General features: G+C 50.9%; 18 protein-coding genes. 6 read left to right on the forward strand and 12 right to left on the reverse strand.

The window, feature by feature from the left end:
- Positions 1-97 precede the first annotated feature (97 nt).
- The 5 genes from JWZ98_RS19700 (at position 98) to JWZ98_RS19720 (ending at position 3,444) form a co-directional block, all read left to right on the forward strand.
- Entirely contained in the window at positions 98-1,063 is a 966-nt protein-coding gene (locus JWZ98_RS19700; protein WP_205451462.1) for an ABC transporter substrate-binding protein, read from the forward strand.
- Positions 1,063-1,824 (forward strand): ABC transporter permease, encoded by a 762-nt coding sequence (locus tag JWZ98_RS19705; RefSeq protein ID WP_205451463.1) that lies wholly within the window; start codon positions 1,063-1,065, stop codon positions 1,822-1,824. The genes JWZ98_RS19700 and JWZ98_RS19705 overlap by 1 nt, the downstream gene beginning before the upstream one ends.
- The gene (locus JWZ98_RS19710) at positions 1,821-2,564 is read left to right on the forward strand and encodes an ABC transporter ATP-binding protein (protein WP_205454501.1); all 744 of its coding nucleotides are present in this window, start codon (positions 1,821-1,823) and stop codon (positions 2,562-2,564) included. Before JWZ98_RS19705 ends, JWZ98_RS19710 begins: the two co-directional genes overlap by 4 nt.
- A 1-nt stretch (position 2,565) precedes the next feature.
- Complete coding sequence (locus tag JWZ98_RS19715) at positions 2,566-3,126, forward strand: YigZ family protein (protein WP_205451464.1); 561 nt, start codon at positions 2,566-2,568, stop codon at positions 3,124-3,126.
- Between the two features lie 156 nt (positions 3,127-3,282).
- A complete protein-coding gene (locus tag JWZ98_RS19720) occupies positions 3,283-3,444 on the forward strand; it encodes a hypothetical protein (RefSeq protein ID WP_020483539.1) in 162 nt (53 codons plus the stop codon).
- Positions 3,445-3,528: 84 nt separating this feature from the next.
- On the opposite strand, the gene djlA is transcribed toward JWZ98_RS19720, so the two are convergent.
- A complete protein-coding gene (gene djlA, locus JWZ98_RS19725) occupies positions 3,529-4,332 on the reverse strand; it encodes a co-chaperone DjlA (RefSeq protein WP_205451465.1) in 804 nt (267 codons plus the stop codon).
- A 69-nt stretch (positions 4,333-4,401) separates the two neighbouring features.
- Between djlA and JWZ98_RS19730 the strand changes: the two genes are divergently transcribed.
- Positions 4,402-5,298, forward strand: a complete 897-nt coding sequence (locus tag JWZ98_RS19730; protein ID WP_205451466.1) for a phosphoribosylaminoimidazolesuccinocarboxamide synthase — start codon at positions 4,402-4,404, stop codon at positions 5,296-5,298.
- A 59-nt stretch (positions 5,299-5,357) separates the two neighbouring features.
- Here JWZ98_RS19730 and JWZ98_RS19735 read toward each other — a convergent pair whose 3' ends face one another.
- The 11 genes from JWZ98_RS19735 to JWZ98_RS19785 all read right to left on the reverse strand — a co-directional run bounded on the left by JWZ98_RS19735 (position 5,358) and on the right by JWZ98_RS19785 (position 18,895).
- The gene (locus JWZ98_RS19735; RefSeq protein ID WP_205451467.1) at positions 5,358-6,602 is read right to left on the reverse strand and encodes a sialidase family protein; all 1,245 of its coding nucleotides are present in this window, start codon (positions 6,600-6,602) and stop codon (positions 5,358-5,360) included.
- A 136-nt stretch (positions 6,603-6,738) separates the two neighbouring features.
- Positions 6,739-9,102, reverse strand: a complete 2,364-nt coding sequence (locus JWZ98_RS19740) for a TonB-dependent receptor (protein WP_205451468.1) — start codon at positions 9,100-9,102, stop codon at positions 6,739-6,741.
- Positions 9,103-9,519: 417 nt separating this feature from the next.
- Positions 9,520-12,321, reverse strand: a complete 2,802-nt coding sequence (locus JWZ98_RS19745; RefSeq protein WP_205451469.1) for a glycosyltransferase — start codon at positions 12,319-12,321, stop codon at positions 9,520-9,522.
- A 303-nt stretch (positions 12,322-12,624) separates the two neighbouring features.
- Positions 12,625-12,822: a winged helix-turn-helix domain-containing protein gene (locus JWZ98_RS19750; RefSeq protein WP_020483545.1), complete on the reverse strand. Its 198-nt coding sequence runs from the start codon at positions 12,820-12,822 to the stop codon at positions 12,625-12,627.
- Positions 12,823-12,923: 101 nt separating this feature from the next.
- Entirely contained in the window at positions 12,924-13,178 is a 255-nt protein-coding gene (minE, locus tag JWZ98_RS19755; protein WP_020483546.1) for a cell division topological specificity factor MinE, read from the reverse strand.
- Positions 13,178-13,990, reverse strand: a complete 813-nt coding sequence (gene minD, locus JWZ98_RS19760; RefSeq protein WP_033157742.1) for a septum site-determining protein MinD — start codon at positions 13,988-13,990, stop codon at positions 13,178-13,180. Before minD ends, minE begins: the two co-directional genes overlap by 1 nt.
- 21 nt (positions 13,991-14,011) lie before the next feature.
- Entirely contained in the window at positions 14,012-14,752 is a 741-nt protein-coding gene (minC, locus tag JWZ98_RS19765) for a septum site-determining protein MinC (protein ID WP_101054456.1), read from the reverse strand.
- Positions 14,753-14,820: 68 nt separating this feature from the next.
- Entirely contained in the window at positions 14,821-16,179 is a 1,359-nt protein-coding gene (gene mgtE / locus JWZ98_RS19770) for a magnesium transporter (RefSeq protein WP_205451470.1), read from the reverse strand.
- A 35-nt stretch (positions 16,180-16,214) separates the two neighbouring features.
- On the reverse strand, positions 16,215-17,072 hold the full coding sequence (gene rapZ / locus JWZ98_RS19775; protein WP_205451471.1) for an RNase adapter RapZ: 858 nt from the start codon (positions 17,070-17,072) through the stop codon (positions 16,215-16,217).
- A gap of 56 nt (positions 17,073-17,128) precedes the next feature.
- On the reverse strand, positions 17,129-17,419 hold the full coding sequence (gene raiA / locus JWZ98_RS19780) for a ribosome-associated translation inhibitor RaiA (protein ID WP_020483551.1): 291 nt from the start codon (positions 17,417-17,419) through the stop codon (positions 17,129-17,131).
- Between the two features lie 39 nt (positions 17,420-17,458).
- Positions 17,459-18,895 carry an RNA polymerase factor sigma-54 gene (locus JWZ98_RS19785; protein ID WP_171697420.1) on the reverse strand — a complete coding sequence of 479 codons (1,437 nt, stop codon included), beginning with the start codon at positions 18,893-18,895 and terminating at the stop codon, positions 17,459-17,461.
- Positions 18,896-18,899: the final 4 nt, after the last annotated feature.

Consider the following 18,899-nt stretch of genomic DNA (forward strand, 5'->3'; position numbering starts at 1 on the left):
AACGCATTCCGCTCCAGACAAACCCGACAAACATTCTCGTATTGGGGGCGGCTGCGTTAAAATCGTTGCGTTAACCATCCGACTAGGGACTTTGCAGATGAATATAAAAACTTGCCTGTTTGCCATTGCCGCTTTATTGCCGCAATTTGCCAACGCCGATGAAAAACCCACTATCCGCATAGGCGCTATGGCCGCCGGCACCTTAAACTGGGAGCTGGCGGCGATGCGCAACCAAGGACTACTGGACAATGCAAAATTCAACGTGGAAAACATCGCGGTTGCCAATCAGCAAGCCGGTAAGGTTGCGCTGCAAGCTGGCTCAGTCGATGTGATCGTCTCCGACTGGATCTGGACGTCCAGCATGCGCAGCACCGGCACCAATTTGAGTTTTTACCCTTTTTCCGACACTTCCGGCGTATTGCTGGTACCGGCCGATAGCCCGATCAAGTCACTGGCCGATTTAAAAGGTAAAAAACTGGGCATAGCCGGTGGCGAGCTGGATAAGAACTGGCTGCTGTTACAAGCGTTGGGACAGCAACAGCATGTGGACCTGAATACCGGCGTGGAAAAAATCTACGGCGCGCCACCATTACTGAGCCAGCAACTACTCGAAAAGCGCGTCGATGCCTTGCTGACCTTCTGGCAATTTGCCGCGCATTTGGAAGCGCAAGGCTATCGGGCGCTGTTGAGCGGCGAGGAAATCATCCGCCAACTCGGCATCAACGAAACAGTGCCCAGCATCGGCTATGTGTTCAAACAGGACTGGGCCGATCAACATAAAGCGGCGTTCAAACAATTCTTGAGTCTCGGCAAGCAAGCTCACGACACCCTGTGCAGTTCCGATGCGGAATGGCAGAAAATTTTGCCGCTCACCGACGCGGCCAGTCCGAAAGAACAACAAAAACTCCGGGAGCGTTACTGCCAAGGCCGCGTTGAACAATGGGGCGCCACTCAGCAAAGCGCCGCCGCAAAAATCTACGCCATGCTGCATCAACTCAGCAATAACAAGCTGACCGGCCAATCGGCGCAAATACAAGCGGGGACGTTCTGGTCGGCTGACTAATGTTGACGGGCACTTTTAAACTTAACCAGTCTGCCGTCACACTGCTATCGCTGTTAGCGCTGCTAGGCATCTGGCAGCTGGCGGCTGGCTTGGTCCACAGTCCAACATTACCCTATCCGCTCCAGGTCGCCCAGGTATTTTGGCAAGCAACTCAATCCGGCGAACTACCCTACCATTTAGGGGTTACGCTGCTGCGGCTGCTGGTCAGCTTCTCGATTGCGATGGTATTGGGCTGCGCGATAGGGGTGACGCTGGGTAACAACAAAACCCTGGATGCGTTCTTCGATCACTGGTTGGTAATCTTCCTGAACATTCCGGCGCTGGTCACCATCATCCTTTGCTACGTCTGGTTCGGATTGGCCGAATCGGCGGCGATTCTGGCCGTGGTCATCAATAAACTGCCGAATGTGATTGTCACCATCCGTGAAGGCACGCGGGCACTGGACAAGGATTTATTGGAAATGGCTGCAAGCTACCGTTTCGACCGCAGAAAAACCTTGGCGCATGTGATCTGGCCGCAATTGCATCCGTTCGTGATGGCGGCCACGCGCTCCGGTCTGGCGCTGATCTGGAAAATCATTTTAGTGGTGGAACTGCTAGGCCGCAGCAACGGGATGGGCTATCAACTGCATCTGTTTTTTCAATTGTTCGATGTCGCCAGCCTGCTGGCTTATACCTTTGCCTTTGTCGCGGTCATCCAAATGATCGAATGGCTGTTGCTGCGGCCGCTGGACCGCAAGGCCTTACGGTGGCGGCGGTGAACGATATTACCATCAGCATCCAGGATAAAACTTATCGCTCTGGGCATGCCGACGACCGCCAACACCAAGCGATTGCCGACTTACAACTCGGCGTGGGCCGCAACGAATTCGTCTGCCTGCTCGGCCCATCCGGCTGCGGTAAAACCACGTTGTTGAATATGATTGCCGGACTAGATAGTCACTATCAGGGCCAAATTCAAATAGGCCGCCAAGCTACAACTGCCAGAATTGGTTATGTGTTTCAGAACCCCAGATTACTGCCCTGGTATACCGTACGGCAGAATATCGAAGTGGTATTTGAGGAAACGCCGCCCGCCGCCTTGATCGATTCGTTATTGGCAGACATGCAACTGAGCGACGTGCAGCAGGTTTATCCGGAACGTTTGTCGCTGGGCATGCAGCGGCGAGTCGCCATCATCCGCGCCTTCGCCATTAATCCGGACATTCTGCTGATGGACGAACCCTTCGTCTCGCTGGATGCGCCTAGCGCCCGGCAGGTGAGAAATCTGCTGTATTCGCTATGGCAACAACGGCCGCATACGGTACTGTTCGTCAGCCACGACCTGCGCGAGGCGATTGCGCTGGCAGACCGCCTGATTTTTCTATCGCCGCCGCCGATGCGGATCATCAGCGATATTCCGGTCAACATTCCGCGCGAACGGCGTAACGACGAAGCGCAAATCGAAGCGTTTCGCGAGCATCTATTGAGCCAGTATCCGGCAATTACCGGGCTATTGTAAGGTGCGTGTCGTCGTCAAGACTTGTGAAGTCGAGGAGATCATCAAGAAATCCCGCTTCATCGGCATCATCAGCCCCTGCCAGACCGAGCGCGAAGCTTTGTTGTTATTAAAGGATTTGCATCAACGCTTCCCCGACGCCAGCCATATCGTTTACGCTTATCGCATCCAATCGCCGGACGGTCTGATCTGCCGTTTTCACGATGCCGGCGAACCCAGCGGCACCGCCGGTAAGCCGATCTTTCAGCATCTGGAAGGCAAGCAATTAATCAATCTGGTGGTGGCGGTGATTCGCTATTTTGGTGGGGTGAAGCTGGGCGCGGGCGGCTTGACCCGCGCCTACGGCAATGTCGCCAAGCAAGTCATAGAAGCTGCCGACATTGTCGAATACATTGAATTCGCCGAGCTGACATTGAATCTGGATTACCACCGACTACAAGCGCTGGAATACCAGTTAAAAAAACTGGACGGCAGCATTATCGGTCAGGATTTTTCCGATTCGGTAAGACTGACCGTCAAACTCCCCAAGAGCAATCTGTCCGAGCTTAGCGCATTCCTCGATTAAAACAGCTTATAGCAAGCCTAGATGACAACTTTATTTCAATATTGTTTCTAAAAAAGAAACAAGCAATCCACTATAGCCGGTATTGTAAATAAAAAAATAAAGCTTATATTGAAGTCGTCTTCATTGGTATCGACTGTATTCAGTCTAGGAGCAAAAATGAACAAATCGAACAATCTGTATAAAGACGTACTCACCGGCCTGTTTTTCACCACCGGCGTGTTTGGCTTCATGTCTGGCGAGTTCATCATCTCCACCATGCTATTCGGCGCTGCAACCATCGCCAGCAATCTGGATTTTAGCGACTCGTTTCGCGCTTAAGTTTTGTTGTACCTCCCTCGTTGTTAAGCAGTTAATCTGTTTATTTCAAGCCCGTCAGCCGCCTCCGTGGCAGGCGGGCTCTTTTTAAAAACCTCTTGTTTCCCGTATCGTTTCGTAAGCTTTCCTGATTTGCTGAGTCTTTTGCTTGACCATCTGCATCATTTCCTCGGGTAACCCCTTGGCCACCAATTTGTCCGGATGGTGCTGACTCATCAGGCGCCGATAGGCTTTTTTCACTTCAGCATCGTCCGCCGTCGCGGAGACGCCTAACACCGCATAAGCATCTTCCAGTTTTGACGAGCTGGATTTGGCCGCGTGAAACTGTTCACCCGACTGCTGAAAACGATGTTGCGCCTGTACTTGGCCTTTGATGATCTGATATTCGAAACGCGACAAGCCCAGTTGCGCGCAAATATCCAGTAACAGCTTTTCTTCCTTGGCATCGTAAACACCGTCGGCAAACGCCGCTTGAATCTGGATTTCCACGAACATCCGCACCAGGTTAGTCCGGCGATGACATTCCACGCGAAATTGCCGCAGTACTTCCGCCAATGGAAAATCGGTCTGCTTGCCTTGCTGAAACAGTTGAATCGCGGCTTCGCGCAGCTCGGCACTGAGTTCCATATTATCCATCACCCGTTTTGCCAGCCCGATTTCCTCGTTGGAAACCCGGCCATCCACCTTGGCGACGTGGCCCATCACCGCGAACGTCGCAGTGAAAAACGCCATTTGCACGCGCTGCTGGTCGCCGGGATTAAATGACTCGCCGGCCATCCCGTCCAGTCCGGCATCGAACTGATGCCCTACCGATGCGCCGAAAATGGCGCCCAACGGCCCGCCCAACATAAATCCAAACGCTCCACCCACCAACTTGCCCAGCCAACTCATGCGTTTCCTACCCTCAACAGGTTTAATGATAAAATTGCAGCCACTTTTCACTGACTCCACACACGTATTATGAATGCCCCCGCCGCACTTTACGAATCTTCCCTGCCGCATTTGAAATTGCTCGGCCGCGGCAAAGTCCGCGACATGTACGAAATCGACGATAAACATCTATTGATCGTCACCTCCGACCGGATGTCGGCGTTCGACGTGATCATGCCCGACCCGATTCCCGGTAAGGGCCGTGTGTTGACCAGGGTCAGTAATTTCTGGTTCGAAAAAATGCGCGATATTATTCCCAATCATTTAAACGACGACTTGACGCTGGAAGATGTAATTCCCGATCCGGCATTGCGCGCGCAAGTGGAAGGCCGGGCCATCATCGTCAAACGCCTGAAACCGCTGCCGGTGGAAGCTATCGTGCGCGGCTACCTGATTGGCTCGGGTTGGAAGGATTATCAAAACAGCGGCTCGGTGTGCGGTATCGAATTGCCGGCCGGCTTGCAACAGGCGCAACAATTGCCGCAGCCGATTTACACGCCGTCCAGCAAGGCCGAAATGGGCACCCATGACGAAAACATCAGCTTCGCCGATACGGTAGCGTTAATGGGAGAGGAACTGGCCGACAAAGTGCGCGACGCCAGTTTGCGGCTCTACACCACGGCCGCCGATTACGCCCGTGAGCGCGGCATCATCATCGCCGACACCAAATTCGAATTTGGCCTGGATGAAGACGGCGCATTGTACTTAATCGACGAAGCGTTGACCCCCGATTCCTCGCGCTTTTGGCCGGTCGAGCAATATCAAGTCGGCATCAGCCCGCCTAGCTTCGACAAACAATATCTACGAGATTACCTGGAAACCTTGGATTGGAATAAGACCGCGCCCGGTCCGAAATTGCCGGAAGAAGTCAGCAGAAAATGCGCGGAAAAATATCGGGAAGCCGAATTGAAACTGATTGGAAATTGAAACTATAATCCAGGCCGCCATCCCACGCCACTAGCGGGATGGCTTTGGATCACTAAAACCTAAATCGGCTTGAATTGATAACCCTGCGCGGTTTGCCAGGATAGAAAAACACTCTCACCATCGCTCAACAGAAAAGCATCGTCCGCGCTTTCCGCCGTTTTACCGACGACTTCGGGTTGCGACCAACTCAGTCCGCCATCATTAGACTTAATCAACTGCAACAGATTATGGCTGCCGTCGAATTCCGACCACACCACTACTACCTGCTCGCCCTTGGCAAACACGTTGGGATGTTTGGCGCCTTGATTGCCGAAATGGTAGGCCGACGAATACCTTAAACCGCCATCCTTGGAGTGGCCGTAAAACAAGCCTTGTTTATCAGCGGCTCCGCTGAACCATACCGAATGGTAAACCCCATTGTCGGCAATTGATAAGGCCGGGCCATGATGCGGACATGCATCGATTTTCCAGTTTTCTTGGCTGACGCGCTGCACCGCTCCAGGGGTGTGCCAATCCTTAAATTTAACCAGCGCATGATCGCGGATATTGCCTTCATAAACATGCCGCCACAGCACCACCGGCAAATTGTCGGCATCTATTTCCACACCCAATCGGCAGCATTCACAGCTATGCGGTGCCACGGTTTTGTTGGGATAGAAGCTTTTGCCGCCATTGTCCGACCAGGCGTAATACACGGCAGTACCTGCAAACTCTTGCTTAGCGGCCTTGGCTTTTTCCTTGTCGCGCGCATCCAGCCAAGCCACAAAAATCTCGCCATTCTTCCCCACCGCCAGCGCATCGAAGCGGTGGCCGATCACGTCCAGATTGTCATTGACCGTCACCGGCTTGGAAAAACTCTTGCCGCCGTCCGTCGAGCGACTGAAGCGAATGTTGCCAGTATGGCGTTTTTCCAAATTTTGGGTCCAGGTCAGGTAGATATTGCCTTGCGCATCGAGTTTGATTTTTGGCCGGTATTCACCGCGCGCAGCAATAGCTTCCGGCTCGGCGTTTACCGCAACCGGTGCGGAAAAGCTCCGACCTTTATCGGTAGACGATTGCACATAGATACGATCACGGACCACCCAAGCCAACCACAGCGCACCGCTATTGTCGAAAGTCGCGGTGACCGTCTCGGAACATCCAATTGCCGGACTGGTTTGCAGATCAGCGCACAATGCTTTTTGGTCGGTATGCTGTTCAAGCTTAGCTGCCTCAGCGCCTTGCTTACTTGTGATCGGCTCGTTGGCACATGCAGTCAAAATCAACGAGGCAACCATTGCCAAAGGGAGTTGAAATTTCATCATCGTCTTTTAGTAAGTGTCCGGAAAGTTACGAACATTTTTACCCGCTTGACCGGGCAAAATTAAACTATGTCATTTAACGCACAACCAGGATTAGATGAGCTCTACCCTATCCTGGTTGAATACATTTAATAACCGCTTAATAGTTAAATTTCAATTCTGCGATATAGGTGCGCTGCGGAAACACGTGGAACAGCCAATATTTTTCGTTGGTAATATTGTCGATACCTGCTGAAAGCGTCAGTTGCTTGGTCAGTTGATATTTGGCACGGGTATCCACAACGAAAAACGCGCTACCGGTGCCGGTATAAGTATCCGGATTGACGTCGCTGTTATCGATTTGCCCATATTGTTGACTGCTATAGCGTCCACTGATGGAGGACGTAAAATCTTTAGTCACATGATATGTGGCCGTGGCACTGGCGCGCCACTCCGGCACTCGGGGCTGATACTTGCCGACAGACGCAGGCAGAGCTGCATTTTTATCGATGCGCGAATTCGCCCAGGTCACGTTACCCGACAAGTCCAGGCCATCGATAACGACATTGCTGTGCTCGCCGGAAAACTCCCATCCGTAGGTGCTGATCTGGTCGATGTTCTGCGCATACGATAATGTCGAGTTAGTGACCGGACTGAAAGTCGTTTGACTGTAGATGGCATCGTAGACTTTTTCGTGGAATAAGCTCAAACGCAACGAACCTTCGCTCAGAAAATATTGCGCGGAAAGCTCGGAAGACAATGCCTCTTCAGGCTTTAGCGTTGGATTGGGATTCACAATATTTGAGGTGCCGCTGACGGTGATATTGGTACCCTGGAACAGTTCTGTCACCGTTGGGAAACGGTAAGCCTGAGCAATAGAGCTGGTAAATTTCCAGCTATCAGTCGGCTTCCAGGCCAGCGAGGCTTTTGGCGAAAATCTTAAATCGCTGCGGTTAGACTGATTGATCGTTCTGCCGTTTGAACCGGTGTTAGTGCCATCGAAGGCGTTCCAGTTCTCCAAACGTCCGCCCAAGGTCAGCGTCCAATCCGGATCAAATGTCCATGCGTCTTGAATCCAGACCGCGTTGGTTTCGGTCTTGCCTTGCGAATTGGTATTTAAGCGGACTGGTGCACCGTAGATCCAATTGGAGGTTACATATTGTTGGTTGTTTAATTCGTAAAGATCATGATGAAATCCAAAGCTGACATGATGCGGTCCCCATGCAGAATCCGGACGCCATATACCTTTAGCATCGACAGTGTGCCAACCGGTGTCGTTTAGGCTGGTAAGAGTTCCCGCACCACCCGCAGCCGCAAGATTGGGCGCAACCGTGGGCGCGCGTTGCTCATCCTGGCCATAATTGATCACACTGCCGGTCAATTCCCAATCGAAAATACCGCCGGTGTTCGATTTCAGCGCCATACCGTGCGACCAGTGCATCTGTTGGTAATCGTTCTCGGCAAACGTCGAACCCAGGCTGTAGTTTCGTCCGTTCATATTGATTATGCCGCTATTAACCGGCGCTCCGGTAGTGGCACTGCGCAAGTAGCTATTGAAGCCCCCGCTTTCGTCGTTTTGCCACAAACCCAATGTGTATGAGGCTTTTAGCGTGGGCGTAATGTCGTAAGCCAGTTTCCACTTAAAATTATCCTGCACCGTATGTCTGATATTGCCTTCGCCTATGGCAAAGATTCTTTGGGAGCCGCTTCTATCGACATCGCCGACGGCGCCGGTAACGGGTACGCCACCCGTGCCGGAACTAGTGGGAAGATATGTATAACTGATAGGCTGGCTGTGCGCATCCAAATGACTGACGTCAAAGCGCCAGGAAAAGTCGCCGTGTCGGCTACCCAGATTGGCCGTGTACTGCTGGGAGTCATAGACATCGGTATGGCCGTAAACATCGTATTCTTGCCAAGTAGACTGCACGCCGCCGCCAGCCTCGAATTTCTCAGGCATCCGCGTCGTAATATCAACGACACCGCCTATCGAGTTTCCGCCGTAGGCTGCGGAAAACGGTCCGTACATCACATCAACCCGCTCAATTTCTGACGGTGAGACCATATTCCAGCGCGGCGAACCGGTCATGCTGTTGTTATTGCCCAGCAACGACGATAGCAAAATGCCGTCCGCATAAATCAAGCTGCGCGCACTGGAACCGGTCCCGGAGGTGCGCATAGACACCGGCATTTCCTTGTCGCCGATATAACGTTTGCGCACCAGGATATTAGGCAAATACTTGATGGCATCCTCGGTGTTCATTACGTTGATGGTATCTTCCATCTTCTCGCGGGTAACGCTTTCGGTCACAGCAGGCAATTTGTATTTTTCGGTAGCTGTTTGCGTAGCGGCTTTTCCGCTTTCGGCGGTAACCGTCATTTCCGGCAATACCGCGGTTTGATTGCTACCGGTTTTATTGTCCGTCTTGCCATCTTCGGTCGCCGAGACTCCCGGCAACACAGTAAGCAGCATCGCCCCCATTAAATAGGGCTTGGCGCTAAGTTTGATTTTTGCGTGTTTCATAGGTTTAAAAAATTGCGAAGGTATGCGATTTGTTCTCGCTAAGGGCTAATTGTCGGCAAAAGCGCTATTTAAAACACCAACGGTTTCTGGTGATCTCACACACTTTAAAACAACCATTTGTAGATATAAGCAATTTATAACCCTAAATACAATTGTGCTTTTTTATCAATCAATTAATAAAACACATCATCAAATACGCCACTACAACCACCCATCTATGTGGCAAATGACTCACTAGAAATAAGTCATATAACATAGTTTATTTTATTCGCCGCCATATCCATTGTTTTGATGCTGACACTCAAAACAGCGACAACAGCTCAGGTAGCAACTGGAACCGGCCCTCGCCCGCTAAACAAAAAAACCCTTGCCAGCCGTTCGGCCGACAAGGGTCTTCAGAGACCAAGCAAGCGGTATTTATTCGTCCGCGTCTAACTCATCGGCGGAGAGTTTTTTGCCTGGAAAATAATTAGGCGCAACGCTGATCAGAATCGTCAGCAACGTGGCGACGTAAGGTACGGATTGCACCGCCAATACCGCCATCCACAACCTGCCGCTCAAGTTATCGAAATGCTCGATAGAGCGCATCGCCAGGATGCCGGCAAGCAACAAGGTCAGCAATAACAACTCCTGCCAAATAATCAATAACCCCGCCACCAACGGCCCTTGCTGCTCGTATTTTGGCGTGCGCATGAAGGGTTTGCCTGAGGTAAACAAACCTTGCAAGGTACCCCGTGCCACGGTATGCGTCAGCGATAACCCGGCCAGCGCCGCACCTAATGCATGCAGCATTGAACAAGCCACCCGCGCCTTGTACAACCACAAACCGCGCAAGATTTTGAATGCAAACAGGCCGATGGTCGGCAACAGGAAGGCGTTTACCGGCAATTCGCTATGAATAGGATCCGACACGATCAGCGCGGTCAATATCAAGCTGGTGCCGGTAAACAACAGGGCCAAGGCATCTGAAAACCAAGGCAACCAACCTGCCACAAAATAGTAACGCTGTGCCGAAGTAAGCGAAGACTTTTTGTTGGGCAAGAAATGCCGCCAATGCTTTTTGATGATCTGCATCGCGCCGTATACCCAGCGGAAACGTTGGGTCATATAGCCGGAGAAGGTATCCGGCATCAGGCCGCGACCGAAAGACTCCTTGCAGTACACCGAGTCGTAACCCGCTTCATAAAGACGCAAGCCCAATTCGCTATCCTCGCAGATACACCATTCGCCCCACGGACCAACTTTGTCGAACGCCGACTTGCGGACCATCGTCATCGTGCCGTGTTGGATGATGGCGTTGAATTCGTTACGTTGCACCATGCCGATATTAAAAAAGCCGGCATACTCCCAGTAGCAAATATCCTTGAAAGTGCTTTGCCCAGAATCACGGTAATCCTGGGGCGACTGCACAAAGCCGACATTTTCCTGATCGAAATACGGCACCATCGCTTTCAGCCAATCGGGGTTCAGAATGTAGTCGCTGTCGATGACCGCGATGATTTCGGCATCTTCAGCGGTATTGGTCAATGCGTAGTTGATCGCACCGGCCTTGTAACCGGGCCAGTTATCCAGATGGAAGAAGCGGAACTTCGGGCCAAGGCGGTCGCAATCGTCACGCACCGGCTGCCAAACTGTCGGATCCTTGGTGTTGTTATCCATCACCAATACTTCGTAGTTCGGATAATCGACCTTAGCCAACGCATTCAGGGTCTTGCGCACCATTTCCGGTGGCTCGTTGTGGATCGGCAAATGGATCGACACTTTCGGATAACGGAAACCGGCCGGCGGCGTCAACGGCTGGAAAGTACGGCGGCCCTTGCGGTGCCAGATGACTTCGGAAATCTCCAGACTCTCGGTCAGCAACACCAAGATAGCCATGGCCTGCATCATCAGCAAAATTGCCCAGAACACCACCGAAAAACTGGTTTGGTATTGAGCGGCAGCAATTGATGCCGACCAGAACAATACCGACGCCGCCAAGTTAGCGACGATGCCGAAGAAAAATTTACCCGGCAGCTTCAAGCTTTTGCGGGTAAACAAGAAGGCCGCCATCAAGATAATGCTGAGTACCGCCGCGCCACTGGCCCAGTTACGCCAGGTCGGATTTGCCAACACATCACCTTCCATCGGGAATTTAGGCTGACGATCAGCATTGAATAAGCCCCAGTAAGCACCAGCCGTACCTTCCAGCTTGATCTTCCAGGGTTGATCGAAAGCTTCGACCACATAGTAAATAATGTTTTCGGCAGTCGCACGATTCAGGAACTCACGCAAAAACTTGGCTTGATTCGCCAACGAAGCAGTCGCGGCTTTTTGCGGAGGGCCGTCGGACGGCCAACCCACCTCGGTAATCACGATGGTTTTGTTGGGGTACAACTGCTGCAACTCGTAATAACGCTTGAATACATATTCGACCGCGTTATCACCTTCTGCACCTTTGGGTAAATCGACCGGCACGCCTTCCCAGTAGGGCAGAATATGCACAGCGATGTAATCGACTTCCGCCGCCAAGGCCGGGTTTGCTACCCATATATCCCAGGTTTCAGCTGTACTAACCGGTTTCCAGGTGCGTTTTTTTACTTCGCGAACGTACTCGATCAGTTCGTTAGCTTTGCCGGCCACTTCCGCCTTAACATCAGCCTCGATTTTCAGCTGCAAATCTTGCTCGCTCATCGAACCGGAAAATTCTTGACGGACTTTCTGTGCGATAGGTCCACTAACCTTGTTTCTGTACCGTAACAAGGATTCGTTACCCACCAACGTGCGAACAATGGTTTTTGGATATTGATTGGTTAGGTTGATTAGGCTTTCGACTTCGCGCTGATTTTTATCCAGCCGCTTCTGCGTGCTCTCTAACTTTTTTTGCGGATCGTCCTCGGCGCTATCGTCATCAACCAAATCCACCCAACAGCCCATCGCCAGATTGATCGCATTCTTGGCTGTCAACTCAGGCACAACCTCCATCCCCTCCAGCGCGGTATAGGTTCTTATCGAATGGGCTTTACCGGACAATAACTCCAGATCCGATTGAATCTGTTCCCGTGTCGGAAACACGCCATCCGCTGGATTGAAATCCCGACCTTTGGGGTTAAAGGTCACCCCCATCATGGTATCGCTCCAGGATGGCAGTTTTAACGGATTATTGACGTAAGACCAGATACCCAGGTTGATGACAACCAGTAGCACCAAGGTGAAAAATGTGGCAATTTTGGCTTTCATTTCGACAGAAAGACTCCGCAATAGAGGGTTATTAGAATCAGTATTTTTTAATTTTCACGGCATTACGCAGCCATTCCGTCGGCAAATTTAAATGCGCTTGCTACGGTATCTGATTTCGACAGAGCGACTGGCGCGTGTCTAAGCGGGCCACGCATTCCTGTCAGGTAACAGATTTACCAACAAAACACAGCGGCATTTAGGAACCCGCCCAAGGGCAAACCCCGGCGACGCTCAAACCGGCAAAGAGCCGGTATTGAATGTCGCCACGCTTAGCTCAACCTTAAGCAGGTTGCGGGAAAACTTTTATTTCAATGAAAGGGTTTCTACGCGGCCTTTCATTTCAATATTCAGTTTGTCTTCTTTAGCCAGCCAACCGATCGCTCGCTGGACGTCGTTCTTACCCAAGCCGGTTTCGGTCGTGACTTTATTAACGCTAGCTTCGCCATGCGTATGCAAATATTGCCAGACTGCTCCAGCTGCTTCACCAATTGTATCCACCATTTCAACTCCTCATCATTTAAACAACAAAAAAAATCGGGGGGTTTTAGTCGTGCTATCCAGCCTTACGCAACACAAGCCGCGGCAAAAGCTAGTCAGCACAACTAACGCTCATCAGGCAGCACAATATTAAGTTCCAGGGTTTCCTGGTTTCCATCCTGTTCAAAATTAACGGTAATGGCATCCTGCCCGACATTGACATATTTACGGATCACCGCCAGCAATTCTTGCTGCAACTCGGGCAAATAGGACGGTTGATTTCTGGATGCACGCTCATGGGCGACCAGAATTTGCAATCTCTCCTTGGCCAGCGATGCCGTATTGGTTTTCGAGGATCTGAAATAATCTAAGAGACTCATCACTTGCTCCCGAATAGCTTACTGAATAAGCCTTTTTTCTCTTCCTCGATAAAACGATGTGGTTTGGTTTCGCCCAAATAACGCGCCACGATGTCTGCATAAGCCTGACCTGCATCGCTTTGCTCGTCGAGAATGACCGGTGTGCCTGAGTTTGACGCATTCAACACAGATTTGGACTCCGGGATAACGCCCAACAAATGTAGCGACAAAATTTCCTGTACATCGTCAACGCTGAGCATCTCGCCCAATTTCACCCGATCCGGCGAATAACGCGACAACAACAAATACTCCTTGATCGGCTCTTCGCCATTCTCGGCGCGGCGCGATTTGCTGGACAAGATACCCAGCATACGATCCGAATCCCTAACTGAGGAAACTTCCGGGTTGGTTACCACAAATGCATCATCAGCAAAGTACATGGCAAGTGTAGCACCGCGCTCTATTCCTGCCGGAGAGTCGCAAACGATGTATTTAAAGTCTTTAGACAACTCTTCCAGAATTTTGCCGACACCTTCCGTTGTTAAAGCATCTTTATCACGGGTTTGCGATGCCGGCAATATAAATAACTGGTCGCAACGCTTGTCCTTGATCAGGGCCTGATTTAGGGTGGCTTCGTTGTTGATCACATTGACCAAATCATAAACAACGCGACGCTCGCATCCCATGATCAAGTCGAGATTACGCAGCCCCACATCGAAATCGATCACAGCGGTTTTATGTCCGCGCTTCGCTAAGCCCATCGCGATAGCAGCGCTGGTTGTGGTCTTGCCCACACCACCTTTTCCCGATGTTACTACGATAATTCTGGCCAATGTTGTTCCTCCAAGAAAAGCTTAAATATCTTTGATAATCAGCGTCTGGTTATCCAGACTGATCTGTACGGGCTTGTGCGCGGGATACTTGCTCAAATCGTCGCTAAGCTGGTAAATGCCGGCTATCGAAATCAGTTCGGCTTGCAAATCCGAACAAAAAATACGGCTATTGACATTACCCAGCACGCCGGCAAGCGCTCGTCCGCGCAGGGATCCGTATATATGAATATTACCTTCCGCCATGATTTCCGCGCCGGCACTAACGGTTGCGGTGACGATCAAGTCGCCTTTGGCATAAACCCGCTGGCCCGAGCGTATCGGCTGTGTCACCAACTTATTTTCAATTGACTGATTAGCTTGCTTTTGCTCTTCCGCAGCAGGTGTCGGCAAGGTTTTTGCCGGTGCTTTATTGACTAAGGGCACATTGCTGCCGTGCAGGGAATGCTGGGGCAAATTCATAGCCAAAGCGTCGCCGTTCTGATGTTCGTTACCCCCGCGTACCCCTATCGGCATGAAGCCGTGCTGACGGACGATAGTGACTATTTCGGTGAAATCAATTGGCAGATTTTGAGCGTTAAGTTTTTGCAGATCGATCAGCAAGGGCGAGTTTTTAAAAAACTCGGGAGCTTGAACCACTTTTTCCTTGAGCTGCTGATCGATCAGAGAGATGTCGTTACTGGCTAGCAGCAACACCGGCACGGTCAGTGACGTGCTTTTAAACTCCAAAGCTATTTTTTGCGAAGTAGGTGCGCCGGTTGACATCGAGTTTGGAAAATCCGCTACTGAATGCCCGAAATACTATCATTTTCCGTGACAAAAAGCACAGTTCCTTACAGTAAAAACAAGGTTGCTAAGCCCAAAAAGGCCATGAATCCAACCACATCGGTAACTGTGGTCAGCAACACACCGCCAGCCAGCGCAGGGTCTACACCGATCTTATCCAACAACACCGGAATCGCCACGCCGGACAAAGCCGCGCACACTAAATTGATCATCATCGCCACGCCGAGCAACATACCGATATGCGGATTGTGGAACCACAGCCCAGCCACTACCGCCACCACAGCAGCCCAAACCAAGCCGTTTAGCAGGCCGACCGAGACCTCTTTAAACAATAAACTCACGGCGTTACCGGTGGTGACTTGTCGCAAGGCCAAGCCCCTGACAACCAGTGTCAAAGTCTGACTGCCGGCTATACCCCCCATAGACGCTACAATCGGCATCAATACCGCCAATGCGACGATCTGTTGAATAGTAGCCTCAAACAAATCGATGACTGAAGCCGCCAAGAATGCGGTAAGCAAATTCACGCCCAACCAAAGCGCACGACGCTTGGCACTACTAAATACCGGCGCAAACATATCCTGCTCTTCGCTCAAGCCGGCCATGCTCATTAAGGAGTGATTGGCTTCTTCGCGAATCAAACCCACGACATCGTCGATAGTGACGCGCCCCAAAACCTTACCGTCATTGGCTAACACGGGCGCGGACAACAATTTTCGGCGCTCGAACAAACCAGCCACATCCCGGCTAGGCATACCGTAGGGAATACCTGAGCTACGGGTATCCATGATCGACTCAACTTTGGTATGCGGGTCGTGGGTCAACAATTGATTAATCGGCAACAAGCCCTGAAACTGCTCTTTGCGATCCACCACGATTAGACTGTCTGTTGCAGTCGGCATATTACCGCGCAAGCGCAAATATCGCGTCACGACATCCAGCGTTACATCGGCGCGAATGGTTAACACATCGTCAGACATCAAGCCGCCGGCGGTATGCTCGTCATAGCTAAGCGCCTTTTCGATGCGATTGCGGTTATGTACACCGATAGATTCCATCACTTGCGACAGCAAAGGCTCAGGCAATACATGCAGCAGATCGACCATACCGTCATGGCCCATGGATTCAGTTGCGGCAATCAAATCTTTCCTGTCGGTAATTTTCAGCAAGCTGCTACCCACTTCGACATTTATCTCGACCAGAATTTCGCCGATCACGCTGGGCGGAATCAACGCCCACAGCTTGGCTCGCAGTTCCGGCTCCAATGACTCGAGAATATGCGCCGCTTCCGCCGGGTATAAGGAACGCACTAGGTTCCTAATCTCGATCAGAGAGTCTTTTGTCAGCACTTCGATGGCGCGATCTAAAAGATGCTCGGTATTTTCAAGCTTTGCTGCTGATGTCATGGGTAAAAACCAAGAAATTGGGCCAGGCAATTGCGTTAACGCAATTCCCTATGCCTGACGATAACGTTAGGAGTAATAGTTTGAAAGTGCTTACTCAATGCCTCGACCAGATAAACCGAACGATGTTGCCCGCCGGTACAGCCGATCGCTATGGTTAAATAACTGCGATTATCCGATTCGAAGCGCGGCGCCCAGCGACCGATGAAATAACCTATATCATGCAGAAACTCTTTGACGATCACTTCATTCTGCAAAAAATCGATGACCTCGGCGTGTTTACCGGTCAATCCTCGCAGCTCCGGCGCCCAATAGGGATTGGGCAAACTGCGGGCATCGAACACGAAGTCGGCATCCAACGGGATACCGTATTTAAAACCGAAAGACTGAAACAAAATCGACAAAGAACTTTTGCCTTTTTCGCCCAAACGGTTTTTCAGCAAATCCCGTAACTGATGATAGTGGGTGAAACTGGTATCTATAAGTATATCGGCACGAGCTGCCAGGGGTCGCAGCATTTCCCGTTCGATTTCCAAAGCCTCGCGCAGCGGCCTACTTTCGGTGGTCAACGGATGGCGGCGGCGCGTTTCACTGTAGCGCTTCAGAATGATGCTCTCATCCGCTTCCATGAAAACCAGTTCGCAATCGATACCTTTGCTGCGAATAAAAGTCAGGCTATCCGGGAAATCGGCTAACTTCTGGTTACGGTTTCTGGCATCGATACCGATAGCGGTTTTACTATAGGTCGCCGGGTCTTTCAGCATGACATGATCGACAAAATCCTCAAGCAAGGTCACGGGAAGATTGTCGATACAGTAATAGCCGCAATCTTCCAAAGTATCCAACGCGATACTTTTACCCGATCCCGATAAGCCGCTGACGATGACTAGTTTCATATGCAAAACGATACAGAGCGAAAATCGCGTTCACCCTGTACCGCGCAAGCCCATAATTAACGATGGTTTTGATTTTTTTCTTTATGTTTGACGATTTGTCTGTCGAGTTTGTCGACCATGTTGTCGATAGCCGCGTACATATCTTCTTGTACGTCTTCGGCATACAGTTTGGCACCGCTGATTTGTACCGCCGCTTCGGCTTTTTGCTCCAATTTCTCAACGGTCAAAATGACGTGAACATCAACGACATTGTCGAAATGACGTTTGATTTTGCTGATTTTTTCATCCACGTAGGCTTTTAATGCTTCGGTGACTTCTACGTGATGACCTGTGATACTGACTTGCATGGAATACTCCTGTTTTTAAAAATTATTCTTCCAGATTGATCAAATATGCCTTTTCCGCTGGCTGGTTGAAGGAATGGACATCGCTTCCCGATATTTGGCAATGGTGCGGCGCGCGACATTAATGCCCTTCTCATTCAATAAGTCCGATATTTTACTATCGCTCAATGGCTTGGCCGGGTTTTCACTGCCGACCAACTCTTTTATCAGCGCCCGAATTGCGGTCGCCGAACACTCTCCCCCGCCATCGGTACTGACATGGCTGGAGAAAAAATATTTAAATTCGATCACACCGTGTGGAGTGTGCATGTATTTTTGCGTGGTGACCCTGGAGATGGTGGATTCGTGCAATTCCAATTCCTCGGCGATATCGCGCAATACCATCGGCTTCATCGCAATCGCGCCGTGCTCGAAAAAATCGCCTTGTTTTTCGACGATGCTTCTCGCCACTCTCAACAAAGTGTCGTTGCGGCTATGCAAACTTTTAATAAACCAGCGCGCTTCCTGCAGATGGTTTTTCATGCTGACATTGTCATGACTATTGTCGGCGCGTTTGATCATCCCAGAATAAAAAGGATTGACGCGCAATTTGGGCGCTATCTCCGGGTTCAGATTAACCAGCCACTGTCCGTTGACTTTGGCGACGAACACATCAGGCACCACATATTCGACATCAGAATCCTGCAAGCGAGCGCCAGGCTTGGGATCCAGGGTTCTGATTAACGCCAGCACCCCCTTTAATACATCCTCGGTCATCCCTATCCTCTTCATCAAGCGCGCTTGATCGCAACTGGCCAACAAATCCAAATGCCTGTGCACAAACTCCAAAGCCTCCGACCGATAAGGCGTCGTAGCCGGTAACTGTTGCAATTGCAAACCCAGGCAGTCAGCCAAATCCAACGCCGCCACACCGACGGGATCAAAGTTTTGCACCCTATGCAACACGGCCAGGACTTCATCCATTTCCAAGCCTTCCAGTTGATCCTGGAGTCCCTGAAAAATATCCGCCAATTCGCTGGTCACATAACCGTCATCGTTAATCGCGTCGATGATAGCGGTAGCTATCGCATAATCGCGGTCAGAAATCGGAATCAGCTCCAGCTGCCAAACCAGATGATCGCGTAAAGACTCGGATTTGCCGCGAAAGGCCTCGAATTCCGGACTATCGCCCTCATCGCCACCGCTGGGCAAAGAGCTTTCGTAGACATCGTCCCAACTGACATCGACCGGTAATTCGTCCGGCATATCGGTTTGCGAGCCTTCGCTGGTTTGCTGATCGGTGTTTTCGAGTTTTTTATCGCGAAACTCCAGATTAGGCAGCTCCTCTTCGTCGATCTCCAACATCATGTTGGATTCCAAGGCTTGCTGAATTTCCTGTTGTAAGTCCAAAGTCGACATCTGCAACAGCTTAATAGCCTGTTGCAATTGCGGCGTCATGGTCAGACTCTGACCGATACGGAGTTGTAGAGATTGCTTCATGACT

The organism is Methylomonas sp. EFPC1 (assembly GCF_016925515.1).
GTDB classification, from domain to species: Bacteria; Pseudomonadota; Gammaproteobacteria; order Methylococcales; family Methylomonadaceae; genus Methylomonas; species Methylomonas defluvii.

What these genes read in the sequence shown, in the direction of transcription:
- mgtE (WP_205451470.1), bottom strand. Translation starts at nt 16,179, where the DNA reads ATGACATCAGCAGCAAAGCTTGAAAATACCGAGCATCTTTTAGATCGC.
- JWZ98_RS19705 (WP_205451463.1), top strand. Translation starts at nt 1,063, where the DNA reads ATGTTGACGGGCACTTTTAAACTTAACCAGTCTGCCGTCACACTGCTA.
- raiA (WP_020483551.1), bottom strand. Translation starts at nt 17,419, where the DNA reads ATGCAAGTCAGTATCACAGGTCATCACGTAGAAGTCACCGAAGCATTA.
- minC (WP_101054456.1), bottom strand. Translation starts at nt 14,752, where the DNA reads ATGTCAACCGGCGCACCTACTTCGCAAAAAATAGCTTTGGAGTTTAAA.
- JWZ98_RS19730 (WP_205451466.1), top strand. Translation starts at nt 4,402, where the DNA reads ATGAATGCCCCCGCCGCACTTTACGAATCTTCCCTGCCGCATTTGAAA.
- JWZ98_RS19735 (WP_205451467.1), bottom strand. Translation starts at nt 6,602, where the DNA reads ATGATGAAATTTCAACTCCCTTTGGCAATGGTTGCCTCGTTGATTTTG.
- JWZ98_RS19785 (WP_171697420.1), bottom strand. Translation starts at nt 18,895, where the DNA reads ATGAAGCAATCTCTACAACTCCGTATCGGTCAGAGTCTGACCATGACG.
- JWZ98_RS19720 (WP_020483539.1), top strand. Translation starts at nt 3,283, where the DNA reads ATGAACAAATCGAACAATCTGTATAAAGACGTACTCACCGGCCTGTTT.
- rapZ (WP_205451471.1), bottom strand. Translation starts at nt 17,072, where the DNA reads ATGAAACTAGTCATCGTCAGCGGCTTATCGGGATCGGGTAAAAGTATC.
- JWZ98_RS19700 (WP_205451462.1), top strand. Translation starts at nt 98, where the DNA reads ATGAATATAAAAACTTGCCTGTTTGCCATTGCCGCTTTATTGCCGCAA.
- JWZ98_RS19750 (WP_020483545.1), bottom strand. Translation starts at nt 12,822, where the DNA reads ATGGTGGATACAATTGGTGAAGCAGCTGGAGCAGTCTGGCAATATTTG.
- djlA (WP_205451465.1), bottom strand. Translation starts at nt 4,332, where the DNA reads ATGAGTTGGCTGGGCAAGTTGGTGGGTGGAGCGTTTGGATTTATGTTG.
- minE (WP_020483546.1), bottom strand. Translation starts at nt 13,178, where the DNA reads ATGAGTCTCTTAGATTATTTCAGATCCTCGAAAACCAATACGGCATCG.
- JWZ98_RS19740 (WP_205451468.1), bottom strand. Translation starts at nt 9,102, where the DNA reads ATGAAACACGCAAAAATCAAACTTAGCGCCAAGCCCTATTTAATGGGG.
- JWZ98_RS19745 (WP_205451469.1), bottom strand. Translation starts at nt 12,321, where the DNA reads ATGAAAGCCAAAATTGCCACATTTTTCACCTTGGTGCTACTGGTTGTC.